Here is a 22,175-nt window from a genome sequence, read left to right as displayed (position 1 = left end):
TTTTTATTGTATCGTAATTTACGCATTGCATATGAATTAAAAAAACAAATATCAAAAATAATACAACATAATCTTAATGATATAAGAATAAATAAATTTACTACTATTACTGATTTAGTATTATCTCGAGATTTTTCATATGCAAAAATTTTTATAATTTTATCATATAAAGAAGAAGTTAAAAATAAAAAAAAATCATTAATTTTTTTAAATAAAATAACAGAATACATTAGATATATACTTAAGAAAAAAATAAAATTACGTAAAATACCTAAATTAAAATTTATTTTAGATCCTTCTTTTAAAGAAGGTAATTATATTAATGATTTATTAAATCGTATAAAATAAAAACAAAATACACTAATATTAATTAATAGTTATAATTTTTTTGTAAAATAATGTTTAAAATAATAAAAAAACAAAAAATAAATGGTTTATTATTACTTGATAAATCTATTGGTATTACATCGAATAAAATTCTTCAGTATGTTAAAATTATTTTTAATGCTCAAAAAGCTGGATATATTGGGACTTTAGATCCCTTAGCTAGTGGATTATTACCTATTTGTTTTGGAGAATATACTAAATTTAGTCAATATTTGATGAATCAAAATAAGACATATTTAGTTACAGCATTATTAGGAGAAAAAACAAATACTGCAGATAAATATGGTTTTATTATAAAAAAAAAAAATGTTAATTTAACCATAAAAAATATTTTTGAAACACTAAATTCATTTAAAGGAATAAGCAAACAAAAACCTCCTATGTATTCTGCAATTAAATATAAAGGTATTCCTTTATATAAATATGCTAGAAGAGGAATTAATATTCCTAATTTAAAAGAGAGAATTATTAAAATATATCAAATTAAATTAATAAATTTTTATCAAAATAAAATAAAATTACAGATTAATTGTTCTAAAGGGACATATATCCGTAGTATTATTGATGATTTAGGAGATCAATTAAATTGTGGAGCTCATATAATTAAATTACGTAGGATAGCAATATCTCATATTTCAATTTTTCATAAAAATGTTATAACATTAGAACAGTTAAAAATATTAATGATAAACTATCAGAATCATAAACTAAATGTTTTTTTAATAAAAAAATTGTTATTACCTATTGATTATATCATATATCATATACCTAAATTATATTTGTCAAATATATTAATAAAAAAAATAATAAATGGTGAAAAAATTAAATTAACATCTATAATAGATAAAACACAGTTTTGTATTTTTGAAAAAAAAAAATTTAATTTCATAGGTATATGTCAAATTAATAATAAAGGTTATATTGTAAAATGTAAATTAATGAATTCTGTAAAAAAATTTTATTAATTTATATTTTAATGAGGTTAATTATGTATTTAAATATAGAAAATAAAAAAAAAATTATACAAAAATATCAAACTAATATTAAAGATAAAGGATCTACACAAGTACAAATAGCTTTATTAACATTTAAAATTAATTCTTTACAAAAACATTTTACTATACATAAAAAAGATCACCATAGTCGTAGAGGTCTTTTACGTATGATATCACAACGTAAAAAATTATTAAATTATTTTAAAAAAATAAAATTTAAAAGTTATAATATATTAATTGAAAGTTTAGGATTAAGAAAATAAATAAATTTTAATTCTATCTATATACTTTATAAATTTATAATTAATTACTATTTTAATATAAAAATTTATTGAAAGGATATTTATTTTGTTAAATCCGATTATTCATAGATTTCGTTATGGTAATAATACTGTAACTATAGAAACAGGAATGATAGCTAGACAAGCAACATCTTCTGTGATGGTAAGTATTGATGATACAGCTGTTTTTGTTACTTTAGTAGTAGATAATAAAGTTAAACCAGAACAAAATTTTTTTCCTTTATCAGTACATTATCAGGAAAAATCATATGCTGCTGGACGTATTCCCGGAAATTTTTTTCGTAGAGAAGGGCGCCCTAGTGAAAATGAAATCTTAATTTCTCGTTTAATTGATCGTCCTATAAGACCTCTATTTAAAAAAGGTTTTTTAAATGAAATTCAAATTATAGCAACTGTTATGTCTGTAAATCCAGAAATTAATCCAGATATCGTTGCTATTATTGGTGCATCTACTGTTTTAAATTTATCTGGTATTCCATTTAATGGAACATTTGGTACTGCTCGTGTAGGTTTTATTAATAATAAATATATATTAAATCCAAATATTAAAGAAATGGAAAATAGTTCATTAGATTTAATTGTATCTAGTACTAAAAAAGCAATTCTAATGGTAGAAGCTAAATCTTATCTTTTAACCGAAGAACAAATATTGGATGCAATTATATATGGTCATAATCAACAACAAGTATTAATTGATAATATTATTAAATTATCTTCTGAAGTAAAAAAAAAATCTTGTAAATGGATTTTATTTCCTATAGATGACAAACTTAAACAGAAAATAATTTTTTTATCTAAAAAAAAATTAGTAAAAGCATATAATATTAAAGAAAAACAAAAGAGAATTAATAAAATTGATTCTATAAAATTAAAAATTTTTGAATTAGTTAAAGAAGAAAAAGAATATGAAAATATTTCAATACAATGTTTAAATGAAATCTTTTATGAATTAGAAAAAAAAATAGTTCGTGAAAATATTATAAAAAATAATCTTAGAATTGATGGACGTGAACATGATATGATACGTAATTTAGATGTACGTATAGGAATTTTACCTAGAACACATGGTTCAGCTCTTTTTACAAGAGGAGAAACACAAGCATTAGTTACAGCAACATTAGGTACCGCTAGAGATGCTCAGTCATTAGATGATTTAATAAACAATAAAACAGATAATTTTTTATTTCATTATAATTTTCCTTCTTATTCTGTAGGAGAAATTGGAATATTAAGTTCTCCTAAAAGACGTGAAATAGGCCATGGTAATTTAGCTAAAAAATCTTTAATACCAGTTATGCCTAATATTAATCAATTTCCTTATACCATACGTATAGTATCCGAAATTACAGAATCTAATGGTTCATCTTCTATGGCTTCTATTTGTGGAGCTTCTTTAGCTATGATGGATGCAGGTATTCCTATAAAAAATGCTGTAGCTGGTATAGCAATGGGATTAATTAAAGAAAATAATAATTTTATAATATTATCAGATATTTTAGGTGACGAAGATCATTTAGGAGATATGGATTTTAAAGTTGCAGGAACTAATAATGGAATTACAGCATTACAAATGGACATGAAAATAGAAGGAATAACTTATAAAATTATAAAATTAGCTTTATTTCAAGCAAAATTAGCTAGATTACATATTTTAGAAGTAATGAAACAAGCTATTTCTAATCCAAGAAAAAATATTTCAGAATTTGCACCAAGAATTCATACATTAAAAATTAATCCAGAAAAAATTAAAGATATGATTGGAAAAGGTGGTTCTGTTATTAGAGCTTTAACTGAAGAAACTGATACAATTATTGAAATAGAAGATAGTGGAATTGTAAAAATTGCTGCTAAAAATAATGAAAAAATAAAATTTGCTATTCGTAGAATAGAAGAAATTACAGCTGATATTATTGTAGGACAAATTTATACTGGTAAAGTTATACGTATTGTTGATTTTGGTGCTTTTATTTCAATAGGTAATGGGAAGGAAGGATTAGTTCATATTTCTCAAATTACTAATAAACATGTTAATAAAGTAAGTGATTATTTACAAGTTTTACAAAATGTATTAGTTAAAGTTATGGAAATTGATAGACAGGGAAGAATAAGATTAAGTATAAAAGCGGCTATAAATAACATCTAATATATAAAAATATTTCTAAAAATTATATAAATTATTTTAATAAATTTTATTTTTATGAAAAATAAGTTTTATAAAATTCATTATTGAATTATAATTTAAATTAAGTAATTGAAGTATTTGTAATTATGTTTAATTACTATAAAAAACATAATTACAATTAAATATTAACTTTCTAATCTTTATTATCTATTAATTATAAATTAATTACTAATTTTAAAACATATTTATGAGGAATGTATCTTACATGACGAATATCACTTTTTCTAATTTTGGTTTGAATAAATTTCTTTTAAAAGCTTTACATGATATAGGATATTTACATCCTTCTCCTATACAAAAAAAATGTATTCCGTATTTATTATTAAATAAAGATGTTTTAGGAATAGCTCAAACAGGTAGTGGTAAAACTGCAGCCTTTATATTACCTTTATTAAATAATATAAATTTATCTATAAAAAAAACACAAGTGTTAATTTTAACCCCAACAAGAGAATTAGCAATACAAGTATCTGAAACAGTCTCTTTATTTTCAAAATACATAAAAAATATTAATGTTTTAGCATTATATGGAGGACAATCATATCAAATACAATTAAAAAATTTACGTTTAGGAACACAAATTATTATAGCTACTCCAGGTCGTTTATTAGATCATATAAAAAGAAAAACTGTTAATTTATCTCAATTAACTAGTCTAGTAATAGATGAAGCAGATGAAATGTTAAGAATGGGTTTTATTGAAGATGTTGAAAAAATATTAATAACAATACCAAAAAAACATCAAACTTCATTATTTTCAGCAACTATGCCCCAAAAAATTAAAAATATTACTAAAAATTTTATGATCAATCCATATGAAATTACTATAAAAACAAATATTAAAACTATACCAGACATAGAGCAAACTTACTGGTTCACATATGGTAATAAAATAGAAGCTTTAATGAAATTTTTAGAAACTGAAAATTATGATGCAGTTTTAATTTTTGTAAAAACTAAAATATCAACAATTGAAATTGCTGATATTTTAAAACAATATGATTATAATAGTGCAGCATTAAATGGAGATATGAATCAACGAAATAGAGAAAAAACTTTAGAAAGATTTAGAAATGGTAATTTAGATATTTTAATCGCTACTGATATCGCTGCAAGGGGATTAGATGTAGATAGAATAAATCTAGTGATAAATTATGATATACCGATGGATATCGAATCTTATATTCATCGTATTGGAAGAACTGGACGTGCAGGTAGACAAGGTAAATCTTTAACATTTATTGAATATAGAAACAAAAGGTTTCTTAAAAATATTCGTTTTAAAATAAAATGTAATATTAATGAAGTTTTTTTACCTAGCTCTAAACTTTTATGTCAAAAAAGATTAGAAAAATTTATTTTAAAAATAAAAAAAGAAATAAATTATATAAAAACAAAAGATCTAATTCAATATCAAAATATTATATCAACAATAATAACTAAAAATAAAATAGATCAAGAAATTTTAATAGCAATTTTATTAAAATTATCTCAATTTAAAAAACCATTAGTATTACCTCCAGATCCTAATGCTGTTAATATAAAAAGAAAAATTTATAAAAAAAATTTTTTTGTTAAAAATAAATATTTTTCAAAATATAAAAAATATTCTAAAAAAATGGATATTTATCGTATAAATATAGGCAAAAAAGATAAAATTGAAATACGTCATATAGTAGGAACTATTATTAATGAATTTCAAATAAAAAGTCAGGATATAGGAAATATAAAATTATTTTTTGAGTATTCTAATATTGAATTATCTTCTTCAATGAGAAAAAAATTTTTACAATATCCTAAAAAAATTAAAATTTTAAATAAAAATATTTATTTTAAGCTAATAAATAATAAACCTAAAAAAATTTATAAAAATAATAAATTTAGTTTTAGGAAAAATATAAGTAAAAAAACAATTAATAATTTAAAAAAAAATAATAAATAAAATTAATAAATAAATATATATATTATTTTTGTGTAATATATACATTTATTTTTTAATTACAAATTACTAAATAAAATTTTTTAAAAAAATTTTAATTAAAACATTTATAAAAATCAATTAATCCTTCTGATGAAGGATCATTTCCATTTATTTTATAATTATTTTCATTTAATTTTTTTATTACAGAATGAGTAATTTTTTTGCCTAATTCTACACCCCATTGATCAAAAGAAAATATATTTAAAATTATTCCTTGTATAAAAATTTTATGTTCATAATACGAAATTAACATTCCTAGATTATAAGGATTAATTTTTTTTAAAAAAATAGAATTACTAGGTTTATTACCATAACAACTATAATATATATTTTTTTGACAATTATATTCTTTTATATTACCAAATGCTAATGCTTTTGTCTGTGCAATATAATTAGCAATAAGTTGAACATGATGATTTTTATAATTATTATAATTAGGTATAGCAGAAGATATAAAATCACATGGTATTAATTTAGTTCCTTGATGTAACATTTGAAAAAATGAATGTTGTCCATTAGTTCCTACATCACCCCATATAATCGAACTAGTTTGATATTTTATTTTTTGTCCATTTCTATCTATAGATTTACCATTAGATTCCATATTTAATTGTTGTAAATATAATGGTAAAAAACACATATTATTATTATAAACTATGATAGCTTCTGTTTCTGTATTCCAAAAATTACTATACCAAATACTAATTAATGCCATAATAATAGGAATATTTTTATCTATAGGAGAATAAAAAAAATGATTATCCATTTTATGTGCTCCTTGTAATAATTGATAAAAATTATCAAATCCAATAGATAAAGATATTATTAATCCTATAGAAGACCATAAAGAAAAACGTCCACCTATTTCAGATAATAATGGTAAAATATTATTTTCATTTATACCAAATTTTACTGCAGCGTTAATATTATTTGTAACAGCAATAAAATGTTTAGAAAAAATATTTTTATTAATATTTATATTAATATTTTTCATAAACCATTTTTTTATGCTTAAAGCATTGGTAATTGTTTCTAATGTATTAAAAGTTTTTGATGCTATAATAAATATACTTTCTTCTGGTTTAATTTTATTAATAATATTAATTAATTGAGTAGCATCAATATTAGATAAAAAAAATAAATTTAACTTATTTTGATAATTTTTTAATGATTTTGTAATCATTAATGGTCCTAAATGAGAACCTCCTATTCCTATATTTATAATATTTTTAATTTTTTTATTAGTATAACCTTTCCATTTTCCGGAAATAATTTCATCAGAAATATTCTTTATTTTTTTTAAAATTTTATTTATATCATTATAAATTTGGTGATTTCTTAAAAAAAAATCAATATTATTATTTCTTAAAGCTGTGTGTAAAACTGCTTTATTTTCTGTTATGTTAATTTTTTTACCATAAAACATTTCATGAATAGCATCAATGCAATTAGTTTCTTTAGCTAAATTTAATAAATAAAATATAGTTTTTTTATTAATAATATTTTTTGAATAATCAAAAAGAATAGTATTTTCAAAATTAATAGAAAAATTTTTAAATCTATTATTATCTATTTTAAATAAATCATAAATAGTTATTTTTTTCATTTCTTTTGCATGATTCTGTAATTTTTTCCAAGCAAAAGTTTTAGTAGGGTTAATATTTTTCATATAATAAAATAATAATTATTTTGATAAAAAATTATATCATATCTTTTTATATCTTAAAAAAATTCAATTTTTATTTTACCTATGGTAAAATATTTCTTTTTAATAAATTTAATTATATATGCTTTTGAGTTATTTGTTTATTCCTAATAATAATAAATATTTTAATTATAAATATAACATTATTATGTTACATGGATTATTTGGTAATAAAAAAAGTTTATATTTAATGGGTAAATTTTTATTTTATAATATACAATGTAAAATTTTATTATTAGATATTAGAAATCATGGTTTATCTCCTCAGAATAAAAAAATGGATTATACATCTTTATCTAAAGATGTATTAGAGACATTAAATTTTTTAAATATTAAAAAAAATTTTATTTTTATTGGACATTCTATGGGTGGAAAAATAGCTATGAATCTTACTAAATTTATACCATATAATTTAATTCAAACTATTATTATTTTAGATATAGCACCTATTAAATATAAATTTAATAAAACAAATATTTTTTTTGCATTAGAAGAGGTGTATAAAAAAAAAATATTTTTTAGAAAAGATGCATTTAAATTACTAAAATCTTTTATTAACAATAAATTTATTATAAGTTTATTGTTAAAAACATTTAAAAATGGGAAATGGGAATTTAATTTACCTATTTTAAAAAATGAATATAATAATATATTAGATTGGGATCCAATTAATTTTATATGGAAAGGAAATATTTTTTTTTTAAAAGGAGAAAAATCAAATTATATAAATACAATTTACTATAAAAATATATTTTCTCAATTTCCTAATGCTAAAATATATAATATTCCTAATGTTGGTCATTTGTTACATATTGAAAATATAAAATTAATATTTAATTTAATTAAAAAATTATGTTATAAATAATATTTTTAGATAAAATAAAAATGTCAAAAATAGGTATTTTTTTTGGTAGTGATACAGGAAATACTGAAAATGTTGCTTTTAATATACAAAAACAATTAGGTAATAATATTACTTCAGTATTTGATATTGCTAAAGTAGAAAAAAAAGATATTGAACAATATAATACACTTATATTTGGAGTTCCTACATGGTATTATGGCGAAGTTCAATGTGATTGGGATGATTTTTTACCTACTTTACAAAAAATTAATTTTAAAAATAAGAATTTAGCTTTATTTGGTTGTGGAGATCAAGAAGATTATGGTGAATATTTTTGTGATGCTATAAGTATTATTTATAATATAGTTAAAACTAATAAAGGAAATATTGTAGGATATTGGCCAACAAAAGGTTATTATTTTTCCAATACAAAAAGTTTAAAAAATAAAGATTATTTTTTAGGATTAACTATAGATGAAGATAGACAACCAGAATTAACTAATTCTCGTATTATAACTTGGACTAAAAAAATTTCTATTGAATTAAATCTTTAATTATTTAAAATCAATTATATTATTATTAATATAATTGATTTAAAATAGATTATTATCTCATTGATAATATTTGATTAAAAATTATTTTTTTTTTATTAGAATTTTTTTTATCAAAATAAAAATATCCTTCTCTTTCAAATTGAAAATGTTGTTGTTTTTGATCTTGTAATAATTTTTTTTCTATAAAACCATTATATATTAATAATGATTTTTTATTTACATAAGATAAAATATTATTTATATTGTTAATTTTTTTTTTTCTAAATAAATTATTATATAAATAGAATAAAACTGGTTGAGTACTAGAACAAGATATCCAATGAATTATTCCTTTTATTTTTGGATCTTTTTTATTAATTTTAAGTCCTAATGTTTTTTGATAATATATACAGTGTATACAAATAATATTTCCATTATTATCCTTTATAACTTTATTTGCTTTAATTACAAATGAATATCTTAATTTTATTTTTTTCCCTAAAATTAATCTTGTATAATTTTTTTTTTCTTTTTCTGAAAAATCTAAAACATCTATATATATCTCTTTTGTAAAATAAATAATTTTATAACCCATATTTTTATTAGACGGATGATTAGGAATTTTTAATTTTATTTTTTTTGTAATAGGAAAATTATCAATAATAATTTTTAAAGGTCTAAGTATTGCCATTGTTCTTGGAGCAATTTTATTTAATTCTTTTTTTATGAAAGATTCTAAATAAGATAGTTGTATAATATTATTTTGTTTTGTTACACCTATATGATAACAAAAATTTCTTAATGATGAAGCTGTATATCCTTTTCTACGCAAACCAGAAATAGTTAATAAACGGGGATCATCCCATCCTTTAACTATTTTTTTTTTAATTAATAATCTAATAATTCTTTTTGAAGTTATTCCATATTCAATTTGTAATTTTGAAAATTCATATTGTTTAGGATGATTTTTAATACTAATATTATTAAGTATCCAATTATATAATATTTTATTATCTTGAAATTCTAAAGTACATAGAGAATGTGTTATTCCTTCTATTGCATCAGATATACAATGACAAAAATCATAAGTGGGATATATACACCATTTCCCACCTGTTTGATGATGTTTTTGAAATTTAATTCTATATAAAACAGGATCTCTCATTATAATTATTTTGGATTTCATATCTATCTTTGCACGTAAAGACATACTTCCTTCAGGAAATTTACCTAAACGCATATTATGAAATAATTTTAAATTTTCTTTTATTGAACGATCTCTATAAGGACTATTTTTACCAGGTAATAATAAAGTACCTCTATAGGATTTAATTTCTTGTGTATTTAATTCATCGACATAAGCTAAATTTTTATTAATTAATTCTATCGCATATTCGTATATTATATCAAAATAATTTGATGAATATTTTACTTTTTCATCCCATTGAAACCCTAACCATATTAAATCTTTTTTTATAGAATTAATATATTTAATATTTTCAGTTGTTGGATTAGTATCATCAATTCTTAAAAAAAAATTTCCTTTATAAAATTTTGCTATAAAAAAATTTAAACATATAGATTTAATATGTCCTATATGTAAATAACCATTAGGTTCTGGTGGAAATCTAGTACATATAAAATTATATTTTTTATTTTTTAAATCATTTTGAATAATCTTAAAAATAAAATTTTTTTTATAAAAATTATTGTTATTGTACATATTTATTTTACTCTTTTCGTAAGTTTAATTTTAAATTTATATTTAATTAACAAACTAGTTGACGTTATACTTTATTATAATACATAATACAAACATAACTGCTAGAGCTACGTAGCTTAGTTTGGTTAGAGCACAGCACTCATAACGCTGAGGTCATGGGTTCAATTCCCATCGTAGCTAAAATAATTAGCGGAAGTGGCGGAATTTGGTAGACGCACCAGATTTAGGTTCTGGTTATAAAAATAAAATATAGTACGAGTTCAAGTCTCGTCTTCCGCATAAAAAAAATATGGGGTATAGCCAAGTGGTAAGGCACCGGTTTTTGATACCGGCATCCCTGGTTCAAATCCAGGTACCCCAGTTTTTTTCATTTTTCTAAAAATTAAAAATAAAAAAATTATTTTATTTAGAACATTATGTTAAAAAATAAATTATATATTAAAACTTGGGGCTGTCAAATGAATGAATATGATTCTTCTAAGATAGCTGATATTATGAAAAATGAATTAAATTGTAAAATTACTACATCAGTAACAAATGCCAATATTTTAATATTAAATACTTGTTCTATTCGAGAAAAAGCACAAGAAAAACTTTTTCATCAATTAGGAAGATGGAAAAATTTAAAAAAAAAAAATCCTAATATTATTATAGGTGTAGGTGGATGTGTTGCTTCACAAGAAGGTAAAAAAATTTTAGAAAGAGCATATTATATAGATATTATTTTTGGTCCTCAAACATTTCATAGATTACCTAAAATGATATATAAAGTACGTCAATTTAAAAAATATTTAATTGATATTAGTTTTCCTAAAATTGAAAAATTTAAATTTTTTCCTTTAAGTAAAATAAATACAGTAAGTTCTTTTGTTACTATTATAGAAGGATGTAATAAATATTGTACTTATTGTATAGTACCTTATACAAGAGGAAAAGAAATAAGTAGACCTTATAAAGATATTATTTTAGAAATTAAATATTTAGCTACTCAAGGAGTAAGAGAGATATATTTATTAGGACAAAATGTTAATGCTTATAAATATTTTGATAAAGAAAAGAAAGAATATTATACATTTGTAAAATTATTAAAATTAATTACAAAAATAAAAAATATAAAAAGAATTAGATTTACTACAAATCATCCAAAACATTTTTCTGATGAATTAATAAATATATATAAAAAAATTCCTCAATTAGTAAATTTTATACATTTACCAGTACAAAGTGGTTCTGATAAAATTTTATATCTTATGAAAAGACAATATAATATTGAAGAATATACACAAATTATACATAAATTAAGAAATGTTAGACCATTAATACAAATTAGTTCAGATTTTATTGTTGGTTTTCCAGGGGAAAATAAAGAAGATTTTAATAAAACTATTTCTTTAATATTAGATCTAGATTTAGACATGAGTTTTAGTTTTATTTATTCTTCTAGACCTGGAACTCCAGCAAGTAAAATGAAAGATAATGTGAGTATTATAGAAAAGAAAAAAAGGTTATATTTACTTCAATACTATATTAGACAACAAACTAAAAAATTTAGTTTAAAAATGATTAATACTATTCAAATAATTTTAGTTGAAGGTGTATCTTCGCAAAATTATAAATATTTTGGAAAAACTGAAAATAATAGAATAGTTTTTTTTACAAGTTCTAAAAATTATATTGGCAAATTTGTTAAAATAAAAATTATTGATTCAAATATCTATTCTTTATATGGAAAATTTATATCCATATATGATATATAATGTTGTAATTATTTATAATTTATGAAATTAAATATTCTTTTGAATTATTATAATTTTTGTAAAAATTGTTATCGAATACCATATAAAAATGATATTTTATATTGGTTAAGTATAATATTTCTGAAAACTAAGATAAAAAAAATTGAAATTACTATTTCTATAGTAGAAAAATATTATATCCAACAACTTAATAAAAAACATTTTCAAATTTCTAAACCTACAAATGTTTTATCTTTTTTAGAAAAAAACAATTCTTTTGAAAAAAAATTATCAGGAGAAATAATTTTATGTAAAGAAATTATTGAATATGAATCTTTTTTACAAAAAAGATCATTAAATGCTCATTGGGCTCATATGATTATACATGCATGTTTACATTTATTAAAATATGATCATAAAAATATTCAAGAAGCATGTATAATGCAAATAAAAGAAATTAACATACTTAATTTACTGGGTTATAAAAATCCATATTATTAGTTATAATTAATATAAAATATTATATTTATAACGAAATTTTTTTAAAATATATTCAGGAATTATCTTGATATGAAAAAAGAATATTCTCCTAAAAAAATAGAATCTTATGTACAAAAAAAATGGCATTTAGAAAAAACTTTTAAAGTAACTGAAGATCATAACAAACCTAAATTTTATTGTCTTTCTATGTTGCCTTATCCGTCAGGAAAATTACATATGGGTCATGTGCGTAACTATACAATAGGAGATGTTATAGCAAGATATCAACGTATGCAAGGAAAAAATGTTTTACATCCAATTGGTTGGGATTCTTTTGGATTACCGGCTGAAATAGCAGCAAATGAAAAAAATATTTCTCCTTATTTATGGACTAAAAACAATATCATAGATATGAAAAAACAATTAAAATTATTAGGATTTAGTTTTGATTGGGATAGAGAAATTACAACATGTGATCCCAATTATTATTGTTGGGAACAATGGTTTTTTCTAAAATTATACAAATTAGGTTTAGCATATAAAAAAAATTCTTTAGTTAATTGGTGTAGTATAGATAAAACGATTTTAGCAAATGAACAAGTTATCAATAATTGTTGTTGGAGATGTAATAATATTGTACAAAAAAAATTAGTTAAACAATGGTTTTTAAAAATTACTAATTATGCTGAAGAATTACTTGATGATTTAAAAAAATTAAATGGATGGCCTAAAAAAGTAAAAGATATGCAAAAAAATTGGATTGGTAAAAAAGATGGTATAGATCTTTATTTTAAGATTGAAAATATTAATTATCAATTTAATGTTTTTATAGAAAAAAAATATATTAATTATATTAATAATATTGTTTTTATTAAAATTTTATATAATCATCCTATATGTAAAAAATTTATAAATGATATAAATATTAAAAATTTCATTACAAAATGTTCATTAAATAATCCTATTAAAAATAATAAATTTTCATCTATTATAATAAAAGATATTAATAGTAAATTATTTGCATATAATATTTTTATAAAAAAAAGAATACCAATAATAATTGTTAATTATTTAACAAATATTACAACAATTAAAGCAATAGCTGGGATACCAATATCTAATAAAAAAGATTTCATACTTATAAAAAAATATGATTTTTTTGTTTTTAAATTTAAAAAATTATTAAGTATTAAAAAAAATAATAAAGATAATAGTAAATTAATTGATAATTTAATTAAAAATAATGTTGCATGTTTTAAAAAACATTATCATTTGCAAGATTGGAGTATTTCTAGACAACGTTTATGGGGGACACCGATACCTATTATTATACAAAATAATAAAAAACTTTTACCTTTTGAGAAAAGTGATTTACCTTTAGTTTTTCCTAAAAAATTTTTTAATGAAGATATAAATAAAAGTTATAATCAAAAAATTAAAAAAAATTTAAAATGGTTTTCTTACCATAAAAATGGTATAAAAGGACAAATAGAAACTGATACATTTGATACATTTATTGAATCTTCATGGTATTATGCAAGATATACTTCAAATAATGAAAAAAATAGTATGTTAAATAAAAAAAAGGCTAAATATTGGTTACCTGTTGATCAATATATTGGAGGTATAGAACATGCTATAATGCATTTAATGTATTTTCGTTTTTTTCATAAATTAATGAGAGATATTGGTTTATTACAGACTGATGAACCTGTAAAAAATTTATTGTGTCAAGGAATGGTTTTGTCTGATTCTTATTATTATATAGATGATAAAAAAAAATATCATTGGGTTAAATCAAAAGATGTTATTTTTGATAAAAAAAATAATATTTTTTTTAATAAAAAAGGAAAAAAATTAATTTATAATGGCATGATAAAAATGTCAAAATCTAAAAATAATGGTATTGATCCTCAAGATATAATTGAAAAATATGGAGCTGATACTTTACGTATGTTTATTATGTTTGCAGCACCTCCAACTATGAATTTAGAATGGAAAGAATCTGGGATAAAAGGAATGTATAGATTTTTAAATAAATTATGGAAATTTATTTATAAATATAATAAAATATATAAAAATTATCAAAAAATAGAAAAAAATCAAGAAATTTCCCAATATAATACACAACAATTAATTATTCAAAATGATATAAATAAAACAATTATTAATGTAACAAATAATTTTGAAAAATATCAGTCTTTTAATACTATAATTTCTTCTATAATAATTTTATTTAAAAAAATTATGAAATATAAAATATATAATAATATTGATTATATTATTATTTTTAATGGATTATTAATTGTATTAAAAATGTTATATCCTTTTGCACCTCATATTTGTTTTGTATTATGGAAATATATGGGGAAAGATAATAATATAGATTTTCAATCATGGCCAGTAATTAAAAATATTAATACAAAAATAGAACAAAATTTTAATATTATTATACAAATTAATGGAAAAAAAAAATATATTCTTCCAATTCCTGAAAAATATTATAACAAAAATAATAATATTAAAAAATATATATTATTACATGAAAAAATTTCTAATTTTTTAGTTAATCTTAAAATAATAAAAACAATATATATACCACATAAAATTTTTAATATAGTTACAAAAAATAAAAAAATTTATTTTACTAAATAAAATAAAATGAATAAAAAATTATTGAGTAGTTTTTATAAAGAAATTTATAATAAAAAATATTATTGCTATATTGTAGCTGGTAATGAATTTTTTTTTTTAAAAAAAAATTTACATTTATTATTTAATAAATTATTAAGTTTAAATTATATTAAAAATAATGTTATTATTATAGATAATGATACTAATTGGGAAAATATTTTTTTAAAATTTACTGTAAATGATTTTTTTTGTAAAAAAAAAGTAATACATTTACTTTTTTTAAAAAAAGATATTTTTTTACAATTTAGAAATTATATTTTATTTTTATTAAGATATATAGATATTAATAATATTCTTGTTTTAGAAATTCATGATAATATTAATTATAATATAGAAAAAATATTAAAAAATATTACTGATAATAATAATGGTTTTTTTTTAAAAAATATTAAATTAAATAGTAATCAATTATTAAATTGGATTTATTTACGTTTTAAAAAATTAAATTTATTTGTAGATAAAGAAATAATTTCTATATTAAAAAATTCTTATTCACAAAATTTAACTTTGTTAAATCAAGTAATTAATGATTTTTTTATACAAAAAAAGAATTATAATTGTAAAAATAATTTAATTTATAGATATGATTTTAATAATCTAATTATATTAAAAGAAAATAAATTTATTGATTTTATTTTATTAGGTGATTTAAAAAAGAGTCTCAAATTAATTATACAAATGAAAAATAATAAACAAAATATTTTTTTAATTTTAAATAAATTACAAAAAAATATTTTTTTAATTTTAGAATTATATAGAAATTATCAAAAAAAATCTATAAATTTAATTTTTAAAAAATTTTTAATACCTACGATAAGACAAAAAATTTTTATTAAAATATTAAATAGAATAAATTCTAAAAAATTATATTTAATCATTAAATTATTGTTAGAAATTGAAATAAATCTTAAAAGTTTTATAATAAAAAATTATATAGAAAAATATTGTTGGATAGATTTAGAAAGATTAATTTTATTAATGTCATAAAATATTTTTAATTATATAGGTATAAAATAACTATGAATTTAAATTATAATTTTTTAGATGATCATACAATAAAATCAAAAATTCTTTTAAAAAGAATTAAAATATTAATTAGAATATTTTCAATATTTATAGTTATTATAATATATAATTTATATTATTTACAAATCAAAAATTATAAAAAATATAAATTACAAGCTGAACAAAATTATATTAGATTTTTTTTTTTAAAACCTAATAGGGGATTAATATATGATAGAAATGGTATCGTTTTAGCTAAAAATAAAAATTTTTATCAAATTACAATTAAATATAATAATCTAAAAGATTTTTGTGCAAATTTTTTTATTTTTCAAAAAATACTAAGACTAGATATTAATCAATGTGATATTTTAAATTTTATAAAAAAACAAAAAAAAAACAATCCTTTAAAAAAAATTAAATTAAAAATTAATTTAGATAATGTACAAGTATCAAAATTTTTAGTAAATAAATTTAGATTTCCTAAAATATCATTAAAAATTTATCAAAAACGTTATTATCCTCAAAGTGATGTTTTTGCTCATATAATAGGTTATATTAATCTGATACATCATAAAAAAAAAATTATTTTTAAAAATAAAGAGGATGTAAAAAATTACAATGATATTTCAGGTAAAGGTATTAATGGTATCGAAAAATATTATGAAAATATATTATATGGTATTCCTGGTTATCAAAAAATTGCAGTAAATAATAAAGGTATATATTCATATGATATATATCAAAAAAAAGCTTATACAGGTAGTGATATTTATTTAACTATTGATTATTATTTACAAAATTATATTCACTCATTAATGAGTGATAAAAGAGGTGCTGTTATTATTAGTGATACAAGAAATGGAGAAATTTTAGCTATGGTATCAACTCCAAGTTTTGATCCTAATATTTTTGTAAATAATTCTGAAAAAAATAATATAACTTTTTTATTGAAAAGTAATGATGATCTTTTAATTAATCGAGCTATTCAAGGGATTTATCCACCTGCTTCTACTGTAAAACCATATATTGCTTTAGTAGCATTAAATTTAAATTTAATAAATGAACATACAATTTTATTTGATCCTGGATGGTGGAAAATTCCTAAATTAAATACAATTTATAAAGATTGGAAAAAATCTGGTCATGGATATTTAAATATTACTAAAGCATTACAAGAATCATCCGATTCTTTTTTTTATAAATTAGCTTATAATATTGGTATTAATAAAATACATAAGTGGATGACTAAATTTGGTTATGGTAAATTAACAAACGTTGATCTTTTTAATGAAAAAATCGGTAATATGCCTACAAAAAAATGGAAACTTAAAAATATACAAATACCCTGGTATATAGGAGATACTATTTCAGTAGGTATAGGACAAAGTTACTGGAATGCTACTCCTATACAAATACATAATGCATTAACTATATTAGTTAATAATGGTATTAGTGTTCCTTTACATCTTTTTAAAAAAAAAAAATTAAATAATATTTTTTCTTATTATTTATCACCAAAATATAAAAAAGTAATTAATTTTCCAATAAAATATTGGAATATAATAAAAAAAGGAATGTATAATGTAGTTAATAAAAAAAATGGGACTATTTATAATTATTTTTCTACAGCGATAAAATATCAAGTAGCTGCTAAAACAGGAACTGCACAAGTTTTTAATCTTAAAAAGAAAAAAAATTATAATATCAATACAATAGAAAAAAAATTAAGAGATCATAAACTTTTAATATCTTTTGCTCCGTTTAATAATCCTAAAATTGCTATGACAATAATTATCGAAAATAGTGATAATAGTATTTCAGTTGGAGAAATTTCAAGAAAAATTTGGGATTATATTTTTATACATAAAGAAAAATTTTTAAATTAAAACATTAAATTATATATTTTAATTATGAAAAAAAAAAATTTTAATTATTTTATTCATTCTATATTGCATTTAGATTTAATTTTATTAATATTAATAACAATTATTTTAATAATTAGTATATTTACAACATGGAGTTCAACAGGTATATATCATCATACTTTTATAAAACATAAATTAATACAAATTTTTATAGGTTTTATAACTATGTTTGTTGCAGTACAAATACCTCCAGATATTTATAAAAAATATTCTTTTTTATTTTATTGGCTTTGTGTTATTTTATTAATTGCTGTAGAATTTAATGGATATATTACAAAAGGTGCACAAAGATGGTTAAATGTATATTTTATTAAATTTCAACCATCTGAAATAGCAAAAATAGCTGTTCCTTTAGTAATCGCTAATATTATTAATAAAACTAAATATCCTATTAATATAAAAACATTTTTAAAAATTATGGTACTTATATTAATACCTACAATATTAGTAGCAAAACAACCAGATTTAGGTACTGCAATATTAATTAGTTTATCTGGACTGATGATTTTATTTTTATCTGGATTATCTTGGAAAATAATCATAAATAGTACTATTGTATTTATAATGTTTCTTCCTTTCGCCTGGATATTTTTATTACATGATTATCAAAGAGAAAGAATGTCAATGTTATTAAGATCACATTATGACCTATTAAGAGTAGGGTATCATATTTTCCAATCGAAAACTACAATTAGTTCTGGAGGTTTATTAGGTAAAGGATGGTTACATGGGACACAAACACAATTAAATTTTTTACCAGAAAAACATACTGATTTTATATTTTCTGTATTAGCAGAAGAATTTGGTTTTATAGGTATATTATTAATTATTTTTTTATATTTATTAATAATAGGAAGAAGTTTATATTTATCTTTTCAATGTTATCATTTTTTTAATAGATTAATAATTAGTGGAATAACATTTATGTTATTTTTATCCATTTTTATTAATATAAGTATGGTAAGCGGACTATTACCAATAGTAGGGATTCCTTTACCATTACTTAGTTATGGTGGCACATCTCTTGTAGTTATTATGGCTAATTTTGGAATTATAATGTCTATGTATACTCATAATAGTAAAATATAATTTGAATAAAATTTTTATTTTTAATAAATTAAATTAAGGATTATAAATATGAAAAAAATATTTAATTTTAGTCCTGGACCTGCTACTTTACCATATGAAGTTTTAAAACAAGCACAAAATGAATTAATAAATTGGAATAATTTAAATGTTTCAGTTATGGAAATTAGTCATCGTAGTAACGATTTTATAAATTTACTGGAAAATCTTAAACAAGATTTACGTGAATTAATTAATATTCCATCACAATATGATATATTATTTTGTCAAGGAGGAGCTAGAACACAATTTGCAGCAATACCTATGAATTTATTATTCTATAATGAAATAGCTGATTATGTAAATATTGGTCATTGGTCTTTACAAGCGATAAAAGAAGCAAAAAAATATTGTGTACCTAATATTATTAATCCATTAAAAAAAAAAAATGGTATTTTTTATATAAAAAAAATGGAAAATTGGTCTTTAAATAAAAATTCAAAATATGTACATTATTGTCCTAATGAAACTATAGAAGGTATCGCAATTAATGAAGAACCTATGTTAAAAAATAAAATTATTATAGCAGATTTATCATCTTTAATTCTTGCAAAAAAAATAAAAGTAGAAAATTACGGATTAATATATGCCAGTACGCAAAAAAATATTGGTATTGCTGGATTAACTCTAATAATTATAAGAAAAGATTTAATATTTAATAATAATAAAAAACGTCAAGAAATACCTTCAGTATTAGATTATAAAATAATTTCTCAACATAATTCAATGTTTAATACACCTCCTACATTTACATTATATTTATCTGGATTAATCTTAAAATGGTTAAAAAAAATAGGTGGAATAAAATATATTAGTAAAATTAATAAAAAAAAAGCAAAATTACTCTATTCTACTATAGACAATAGTAATTTTTATATAAATAAAATAAAACCTTGTAATAGATCTATAACAAATATTACTTTTTTTTTGAAGGATAAAAAAAAAGAAAATCTTTTTTTACAAAAAGCTAAAAAACATGGATTATATTATTTAAAAGGACATAAAATTATAGGAGGTATGAGAGCATCTATATATAATGCTATGCCTATAGAAGGCGTAAAAATATTAATAAATTTTATGAATGATTTTGAAAAAAATTATATATAAATGTTATGATTATTTTTAAATTTAATTAATTAATTAATATATTATGAAAAATATTTTAATTTTAAAATCAGTACATAAAATTCAAGGTTCTATCACTTTACCAGGATCAAAAAGTATTTCTAATAGAGTATTATTATTATCTGCTATAGCAAAAGGAAATACTAAATTAGTAAATTTATTAAATAGTGATGATGTAACATATATGTTAAAAACATTACAACAATTAGGAATTAATTATAAATTATCAAATAATAGAACACGTTGTTTAATCATCGGTAATAATGGACATTTTAAACCTAAAAAAAAAATAAAATTATTTTTAGGAAATGCAGGAACTGTAATGAGACCATTAACAGCATTATTATCATTAAATGATAAATGTAATGTTATCTTAACTGGAGAACCTCGAATGAAAGAACGACCTATTAAACATCTTGTAGATACATTAAAAAGTGGAGGTGCTAAAATTAAATATTTAGAAAAAAAATATTTTCCACCTATAAATCTGAAAGGAGGTTTCCAAAATTATTTTAATAATAACCTTATAATAGATGGATCTATTTCTAGCCAATTTTTAACTTCTTTATTAATAATAAGTCCATTATTACATAATGATACATTAATTAATGTTAAAGGTAATTTAGTATCTAAACCATATATAGATTTAACTATTAAATTAATGAAAATTTTTGGTATTAATGTACATAATAAAAATTATAAACAATTTAAAATTATTGGAAAACAAACATATCTTTCGCCAAAAGAATATATTATAGAAGGAGATGCATCTTCCGCATCATATTTTTTAGCTGCAGCTGCAATAAAAGGAGGTACAGTAAGATTAAATAACATAAATAAAAATAGTATTCAGGGAGATATAAAATATGTTAATATTTTAAAAAAAATGGGTGCCATAATATTTTATGGTTCAAACTATATTAGTTGTACAAAAAATACTTTAAAATCCATTAATATGGATTTAAATGATATTCCAGATGTAGCTATGACACTAGCTGTAGTTAGTTTATTTGCTAAAGGAACTACAACTATTAAAAATATATATAATTGGAGAGTAAAAGAAACTGATCGTCTAGTAGCTATGTATAATGAATTAAAAAAAACTGGAGCTCATGTTATTATAGGTAAAGATTTTATCAAAATTACACCTCCTAAATATATTAAAAAAGTTATTATTGAAACTTATAATGATCATCGTATAGCTATGTGTTTTTCACTATTATCATTATCTAATAATTCTGTAGGTATTATAAATCCTGAATGTACTACTAAAACATATCCAAATTTTTTTACAGAATTTAAAAAAATTAGTATTTATAATTAATATAATAATTTTTCATTAAATATTTTAGAATATTTAAAATAACAATATATTATATATATAGTTGCAGAAAAAAAATATTAATGTTATATACATATATATTATGTAT

17 protein-coding genes and 3 tRNA genes are annotated in these 22,175 nt (G+C 19.6%); 18 read left to right on the top strand and 2 right to left on the bottom strand.

Annotation, left to right across the window (positions count from 1 at the left end):
• The first annotated feature begins 6 nt into the window (after positions 1 to 6).
• The 5 genes from rbfA to GJT99_RS01510 all read left to right on the top strand — a co-directional run bounded on the left by rbfA (position 7) and on the right by GJT99_RS01510 (position 5,808).
• On the top strand, positions 7 to 348 hold the full coding sequence (rbfA, locus tag GJT99_RS01530) for a 30S ribosome-binding factor RbfA (RefSeq protein ID WP_168893958.1): 342 nt from the start codon (positions 7 to 9) through the stop codon (positions 346 to 348).
• A 50-nt stretch (positions 349 to 398) separates the two neighbouring features.
• A complete protein-coding gene (gene truB / locus GJT99_RS01525) occupies positions 399 to 1,352 on the top strand; it encodes a tRNA pseudouridine(55) synthase TruB (RefSeq protein ID WP_168893957.1) in 954 nt (317 codons plus the stop codon).
• A gap of 23 nt (positions 1,353 to 1,375) precedes the next feature.
• The gene (rpsO, locus tag GJT99_RS01520; protein ID WP_168893956.1) at positions 1,376 to 1,645 is read left to right on the top strand and encodes a 30S ribosomal protein S15; all 270 of its coding nucleotides are present in this window, start codon (positions 1,376 to 1,378) and stop codon (positions 1,643 to 1,645) included.
• Positions 1,646 to 1,730: 85 nt separating this feature from the next.
• Positions 1,731 to 3,827 carry a polyribonucleotide nucleotidyltransferase gene (gene pnp / locus GJT99_RS01515; protein WP_168893955.1) on the top strand — a complete coding sequence of 699 codons (2,097 nt, stop codon included), beginning with the start codon at positions 1,731 to 1,733 and terminating at the stop codon, positions 3,825 to 3,827.
• A 244-nt stretch (positions 3,828 to 4,071) separates the two neighbouring features.
• On the top strand, positions 4,072 to 5,808 hold the full coding sequence (locus GJT99_RS01510; protein ID WP_168893954.1) for a DEAD/DEAH box helicase: 1,737 nt from the start codon (positions 4,072 to 4,074) through the stop codon (positions 5,806 to 5,808).
• Between the two features lie 91 nt (positions 5,809 to 5,899).
• On the opposite strand, the gene pgi is transcribed toward GJT99_RS01510, so the two are convergent.
• Entirely contained in the window at positions 5,900 to 7,516 is a 1,617-nt protein-coding gene (pgi, locus tag GJT99_RS01505) for a glucose-6-phosphate isomerase (RefSeq protein WP_168893953.1), read from the bottom strand.
• A 118-nt stretch (positions 7,517 to 7,634) separates the two neighbouring features.
• Here pgi and GJT99_RS01500 point away from each other — a divergent pair, with 118 nt between their 5' ends.
• Both GJT99_RS01500 and fldA read left to right on the top strand, forming a co-directional pair.
• A complete protein-coding gene (locus tag GJT99_RS01500) occupies positions 7,635 to 8,417 on the top strand; it encodes an alpha/beta fold hydrolase (protein ID WP_168893952.1) in 783 nt (260 codons plus the stop codon).
• A 20-nt stretch (positions 8,418 to 8,437) separates the two neighbouring features.
• Positions 8,438 to 8,950 carry a flavodoxin FldA gene (gene fldA / locus GJT99_RS01495; protein WP_168893951.1) on the top strand — a complete coding sequence of 171 codons (513 nt, stop codon included), beginning with the start codon at positions 8,438 to 8,440 and terminating at the stop codon, positions 8,948 to 8,950.
• Positions 8,951 to 9,002: 52 nt separating this feature from the next.
• On the opposite strand, the gene glnS is transcribed toward fldA, so the two are convergent.
• Positions 9,003 to 10,652: a glutamine--tRNA ligase gene (gene glnS / locus GJT99_RS01490; protein ID WP_168893950.1), complete on the bottom strand. Its 1,650-nt coding sequence runs from the start codon at positions 10,650 to 10,652 to the stop codon at positions 9,003 to 9,005.
• A gap of 105 nt (positions 10,653 to 10,757) precedes the next feature.
• Between glnS and GJT99_RS01485 the strand changes: the two genes are divergently transcribed.
• The 11 genes from GJT99_RS01485 to aroA all read left to right on the top strand — a co-directional run bounded on the left by GJT99_RS01485 (position 10,758) and on the right by aroA (position 22,069).
• A tRNA-Met gene (locus GJT99_RS01485) sits at positions 10,758 to 10,832 on the top strand.
• Between the two features lie 9 nt (positions 10,833 to 10,841).
• A tRNA-Leu gene (locus GJT99_RS01480) sits at positions 10,842 to 10,931 on the top strand.
• A gap of 11 nt (positions 10,932 to 10,942) precedes the next feature.
• Positions 10,943 to 11,013: transfer RNA gene (locus GJT99_RS01475), tRNA-Gln, on the top strand.
• 55 nt (positions 11,014 to 11,068) lie between these two features.
• Positions 11,069 to 12,409: a tRNA (N6-isopentenyl adenosine(37)-C2)-methylthiotransferase MiaB gene (miaB, locus tag GJT99_RS01470; RefSeq protein WP_168893949.1), complete on the top strand. Its 1,341-nt coding sequence runs from the start codon at positions 11,069 to 11,071 to the stop codon at positions 12,407 to 12,409.
• A 21-nt stretch (positions 12,410 to 12,430) separates the two neighbouring features.
• Complete coding sequence (gene ybeY, locus GJT99_RS01465; protein ID WP_168893948.1) at positions 12,431 to 12,889, top strand: rRNA maturation RNase YbeY; 459 nt, start codon at positions 12,431 to 12,433, stop codon at positions 12,887 to 12,889.
• A gap of 69 nt (positions 12,890 to 12,958) precedes the next feature.
• Entirely contained in the window at positions 12,959 to 15,523 is a 2,565-nt protein-coding gene (leuS, locus tag GJT99_RS01460; protein ID WP_168893947.1) for a leucine--tRNA ligase, read from the top strand.
• Positions 15,524 to 15,529: 6 nt separating this feature from the next.
• Positions 15,530 to 16,549, top strand: a complete 1,020-nt coding sequence (locus GJT99_RS01455; protein ID WP_168893946.1) for a DNA polymerase III subunit delta — start codon at positions 15,530 to 15,532, stop codon at positions 16,547 to 16,549.
• 32 nt (positions 16,550 to 16,581) lie between these two features.
• The gene (gene mrdA / locus GJT99_RS01450) at positions 16,582 to 18,456 is read left to right on the top strand and encodes a penicillin-binding protein 2 (protein ID WP_168893945.1); all 1,875 of its coding nucleotides are present in this window, start codon (positions 16,582 to 16,584) and stop codon (positions 18,454 to 18,456) included.
• Between the two features lie 24 nt (positions 18,457 to 18,480).
• Entirely contained in the window at positions 18,481 to 19,584 is a 1,104-nt protein-coding gene (rodA, locus tag GJT99_RS01445; RefSeq protein WP_168893944.1) for a rod shape-determining protein RodA, read from the top strand.
• Between the two features lie 48 nt (positions 19,585 to 19,632).
• Positions 19,633 to 20,727, top strand: coding sequence for a 3-phosphoserine/phosphohydroxythreonine transaminase (serC, locus tag GJT99_RS01440; RefSeq protein WP_168893943.1), 1,095 nt, complete (start codon positions 19,633 to 19,635; stop codon positions 20,725 to 20,727).
• A 43-nt stretch (positions 20,728 to 20,770) separates the two neighbouring features.
• Complete coding sequence (gene aroA, locus GJT99_RS01435; protein WP_168893942.1) at positions 20,771 to 22,069, top strand: 3-phosphoshikimate 1-carboxyvinyltransferase; 1,299 nt, start codon at positions 20,771 to 20,773, stop codon at positions 22,067 to 22,069.
• Positions 22,070 to 22,175 lie beyond the last annotated feature (106 nt).

It is taken from the genome of Enterobacteriaceae endosymbiont of Donacia cincticornis, assembly GCF_012568845.1.
Lineage (GTDB): Bacteria > Pseudomonadota > Gammaproteobacteria > Enterobacterales > Enterobacteriaceae.
Note: the sequence above shows the minus strand (reverse complement) of the source record. Positions and strands in the feature narration are given on the sequence as shown.

Bases quoted from the DNA above. Each gene is read 5' to 3' on its own strand.
- rodA (WP_168893944.1), top strand. From the start codon at position 18,481: ATGAAAAAAAAAAATTTTAATTATTTTATTCATTCTATATTGCATTTA.
- miaB (WP_168893949.1), top strand. From the start codon at position 11,069: ATGTTAAAAAATAAATTATATATTAAAACTTGGGGCTGTCAAATGAAT.
- leuS (WP_168893947.1), top strand. From the start codon at position 12,959: ATGAAAAAAGAATATTCTCCTAAAAAAATAGAATCTTATGTACAAAAA.
- ybeY (WP_168893948.1), top strand. From the start codon at position 12,431: ATGAAATTAAATATTCTTTTGAATTATTATAATTTTTGTAAAAATTGT.
- aroA (WP_168893942.1), top strand. From the start codon at position 20,771: ATGAAAAATATTTTAATTTTAAAATCAGTACATAAAATTCAAGGTTCT.
- GJT99_RS01500 (WP_168893952.1), top strand. From the start codon at position 7,635: ATGCTTTTGAGTTATTTGTTTATTCCTAATAATAATAAATATTTTAAT.
- fldA (WP_168893951.1), top strand. From the start codon at position 8,438: ATGTCAAAAATAGGTATTTTTTTTGGTAGTGATACAGGAAATACTGAA.
- GJT99_RS01455 (WP_168893946.1), top strand. From the start codon at position 15,530: ATGAATAAAAAATTATTGAGTAGTTTTTATAAAGAAATTTATAATAAA.
- glnS (WP_168893950.1), bottom strand. From the start codon at position 10,652: ATGTACAATAACAATAATTTTTATAAAAAAAATTTTATTTTTAAGATT.
- serC (WP_168893943.1), top strand. From the start codon at position 19,633: ATGAAAAAAATATTTAATTTTAGTCCTGGACCTGCTACTTTACCATAT.
- mrdA (WP_168893945.1), top strand. From the start codon at position 16,582: ATGAATTTAAATTATAATTTTTTAGATGATCATACAATAAAATCAAAA.
- GJT99_RS01510 (WP_168893954.1), top strand. From the start codon at position 4,072: ATGACGAATATCACTTTTTCTAATTTTGGTTTGAATAAATTTCTTTTA.
- truB (WP_168893957.1), top strand. From the start codon at position 399: ATGTTTAAAATAATAAAAAAACAAAAAATAAATGGTTTATTATTACTT.
- rpsO (WP_168893956.1), top strand. From the start codon at position 1,376: ATGTATTTAAATATAGAAAATAAAAAAAAAATTATACAAAAATATCAA.
- pgi (WP_168893953.1), bottom strand. From the start codon at position 7,516: ATGAAAAATATTAACCCTACTAAAACTTTTGCTTGGAAAAAATTACAG.